Raw genomic sequence first — 2,864 nt, 5'->3', positions numbered from 1 at the left:
TTCCTCCTCGGTGAGGTCGCCCTGTATAGCTTTGTCATTATTCTGCTCTCAGGCTCCTTCCTCACCTTCTTCTTTCAGGCGTCGATGGCTCCTGTGATCTACGACGGCTCATATGCACCGTTGAAGGGCATCGAGATGTCGGCGGCTATGTCCTCGTCTCTCAACATTTCCTTCGACATCCGCGGTGGCCTGCTCATGCGCCAGGTCCACCACTGGGCGGCGCTCTTGTTCGTGGCGGCAATCGGGCTGCACATGCTTCGCATTTACTTCACCGGAGCATTCCGCAAGCCCCGTGAGCTGAACTGGGTGATTGGTTTCATCCTCTTCATCCTCGCCATGGCGGAAGGATTCACGGGTTACTCCCTCCCCGATGACCTGCTGTCCGGTAACGGACTGCGCATCATCGACGGAATCATCAAGGGCATACCCGTTGCCGGAACCTGGATCTCGTTCCTGCTGTTCGGTGGGGAGTTCCCGGGCGAGGATATTGTCGGAAGACTGTATTCCCTGCACATCCTGTTGCTGCCGGCCATCATCGTGGCGTTGATTGCGATGCACCTTCTGTTCGTCGTGGTGCACAAGCACACGCAGTACCCGTCCGCGGGACACACGAATCAGAACGTCGTGGGCTACCCGGTTCTTCCGGTTTACGCAGCCAAGGCCGGTGGATTCTTCTTCATCGTTTTCGGCGTCGTGATGCTGATCGCCTCACTGTTCACGATCAACCCGATCTGGAATTACGGTCCTTATGACCCGTCACCGGTTTCCGCCGGCACCCAGCCCGACTGGTATATCGGCTTCGCCGATGGGGCTCTCCGCCTGATTCCGCCGGGGTGGGAGTTCGTGTGGCTCAACCACACCTACTCCTTCAACATCCTGACTCCGCTGATCGTGATCGGCATCTTTATTGTTCTGGTATTGGTTTACCCGTTCATCGAAGCGTGGGTCACCGGCGACAAGCGTGAGCACCACGTGCTCGATCGACCGCGGAACGCTCCGACGCGAACGGCCATCGGCGCTGCCGGTGTTACCTTCTACGCCGGACTGTGGGCCGCTGCCTCATCGGACATTGTCGCAACCCACTTCCACGTGACCATGGAAGGAGTCATCCACTCCCTTCAGGCCATCACGGTACTGGGCCCGATCGTGGCGTACTTCATCACCAAGCGGATCTGTCTCGCGCTCATGAAGAAGGACCGAGAGATCGTGCTCCACGGTTACGAATCAGGTCGAATTGTGCGGCTGCCCGGAGGCGAGTACATCGAAGTGCACCAGCCCGTCGATGAGTACGAGCGTTGGAAGCTGGTCAGTTATGACGACTACAAGCCACTGATGACACGCCCCAATGCGCAGGGAAAGATCACTGCGTTGGAGAAGGTGCGTGCCGGAATGTCTCGCTGGTTCTTCGAGGACCGGATTACCCCGGTCTCCCAGGCGGAGCTCAGCCAGGCGCACGGCGATCACCAGTCGGAGATCACCGAGAAGTAGAAGAAGTCAACATAGATCGGGCATCGATGTCACTCCAGACGCTATCGGAGTGGCTTCGGTGCCCGAACTGTTTTCTCCCCCTTGCGCCAGGGGCCGGGCTTACGCTCACGTGTGCCGTCGGTCACTCCTTCGATGTGAACAAGCGTGGATACGCCACTCTGCTCCCAGGCTCTCGAAAGTTCATTGGGGACAGTGCTGCCATGCTCGATGCACGCGATGACTTTCAGGCCGCGGGTTGGTACCGTCCTCTTGAGCGAGCGATAGCTCGAATCATTTCTGCAGAAAACCCCCGGCGCATTCTCGACGTCGGATGTGGAACGGGTTACTACGTGCGAGGAGTGCTCGGGGACGCGCAGGCGGACTCGGTTCGCGCGCTAGGCATGGACCTCTCCCCCGCTGCTGTTGCCCGCACTGTTCGATCCTCAGATGCCGTGGACGGGCTCGTGGCCGACGTCTGGTCGCCACTCCCTATCCGCGACGGCGCGGCCGATGTCGTCCTCAACGTCTTCGCGCCACGGAACGCCGGCGAGTTCCACCGCGTGCTCCGTCCAGGCGGGTTGCTTCTCGTGGTGGTTCCGAGGCAGACTCACCTGCAGGAACTTCGTGCCGCTGGTCTGGCGCTCGACATTCAGCCCGACAAGGCGGCGCACCTCACGGCCAGCCTGGGAGCACGATTCGCTCTGGAGTGCCGGGAGACGCTGTCAGACGAGTTGGCGTTGTCTGGCAGAGACATAGCCGCCCTCATCGGGATGGGCCCGTCAGCGCACCACACAGACCCGTCTGAGGTGGGTTCAGCAGCCGAGGGGGTTCGCTGTGTAACCGCGGCCTTCGATCTCTTCAGTTTCCGCCGACGCGACAGCTGACGTTCGGTCACAGTCGGCTGCATCATCGCAGGACTATCGGGGGTCTGGGTAGCAATGGAACGAAAACGACCGCTAAGTATTTAGGTGCCTTTTGGCCAACCCCGGCCGCTTCGACCGGGACGCTCAGGATGCGCTGAACGGGATTCGGATGTCGTTGACCTCGACGAGTTCAACGGCCAGGATGGGTAGATGTTCCGCGTCCACTTGAGACTTCGGTGCGTCGGGTGCAACCGTCGGAAATAAGGTGGCCCTTTCTAAGACTTGGTCCATGGTTCCACCACCCGGGCCGCTGGTTCTACTTCTCACAAGGTTCCCTATTCTGATTGAGCGATGTGGAGAAACAACCTTCGATCGACATCGACACACTGCTTTACCTCGACCCGTCGCCGCCTGAACTGGCGAATGGACAATTAGTATCGCGATGCCAATTCCGGCGGCAATATCGCTACCAGCTTTGCCCCAATCGATCGTGCTCACAACGCTGCTACCTGCATGGTCGCCACCCGTGGACCA

At 59.7% G+C, this 2,864-nt stretch carries 3 protein-coding genes and 1 pseudogene; all 4 read left to right on the top strand.

The features are described 5' to 3' along the window. Nucleotides 1–1,488: ubiquinol-cytochrome c reductase cytochrome b subunit (locus JF66_RS18870; RefSeq protein WP_035880418.1), on the top strand; the 1,488-nt coding region annotated here is incomplete at its 5' end. A 26-nt stretch (nucleotides 1,489–1,514) separates the two neighbouring features. Continuing rightward, nucleotides 1,515–1,655, top strand: a pseudogene (locus JF66_RS25460) (putative RNA methyltransferase); the annotation flags it as partial. 33 nt (nucleotides 1,656–1,688) lie between these two features. Continuing rightward, complete coding sequence (locus JF66_RS22535) at nucleotides 1,689–2,351, top strand: methyltransferase domain-containing protein (RefSeq protein ID WP_197059490.1); 663 nt, start codon at nucleotides 1,689–1,691, stop codon at nucleotides 2,349–2,351. 323 nt (nucleotides 2,352–2,674) lie between these two features. Beyond that, nucleotides 2,675–2,864 (top strand): hypothetical protein (locus JF66_RS24660; RefSeq protein WP_231556508.1); only part of this gene is annotated, 190 nt, incomplete at its 3' end.

Origin of the sequence: Cryobacterium sp. MLB-32, from assembly GCF_000738085.1 — a bacterium.
Classification (GTDB): domain Bacteria; phylum Actinomycetota; class Actinomycetes; order Actinomycetales; family Microbacteriaceae; genus Cryobacterium.
The sequence above is the reverse complement of the archived record's forward strand: the minus strand, read 5'-3'. Positions and strand labels throughout refer to the sequence as shown.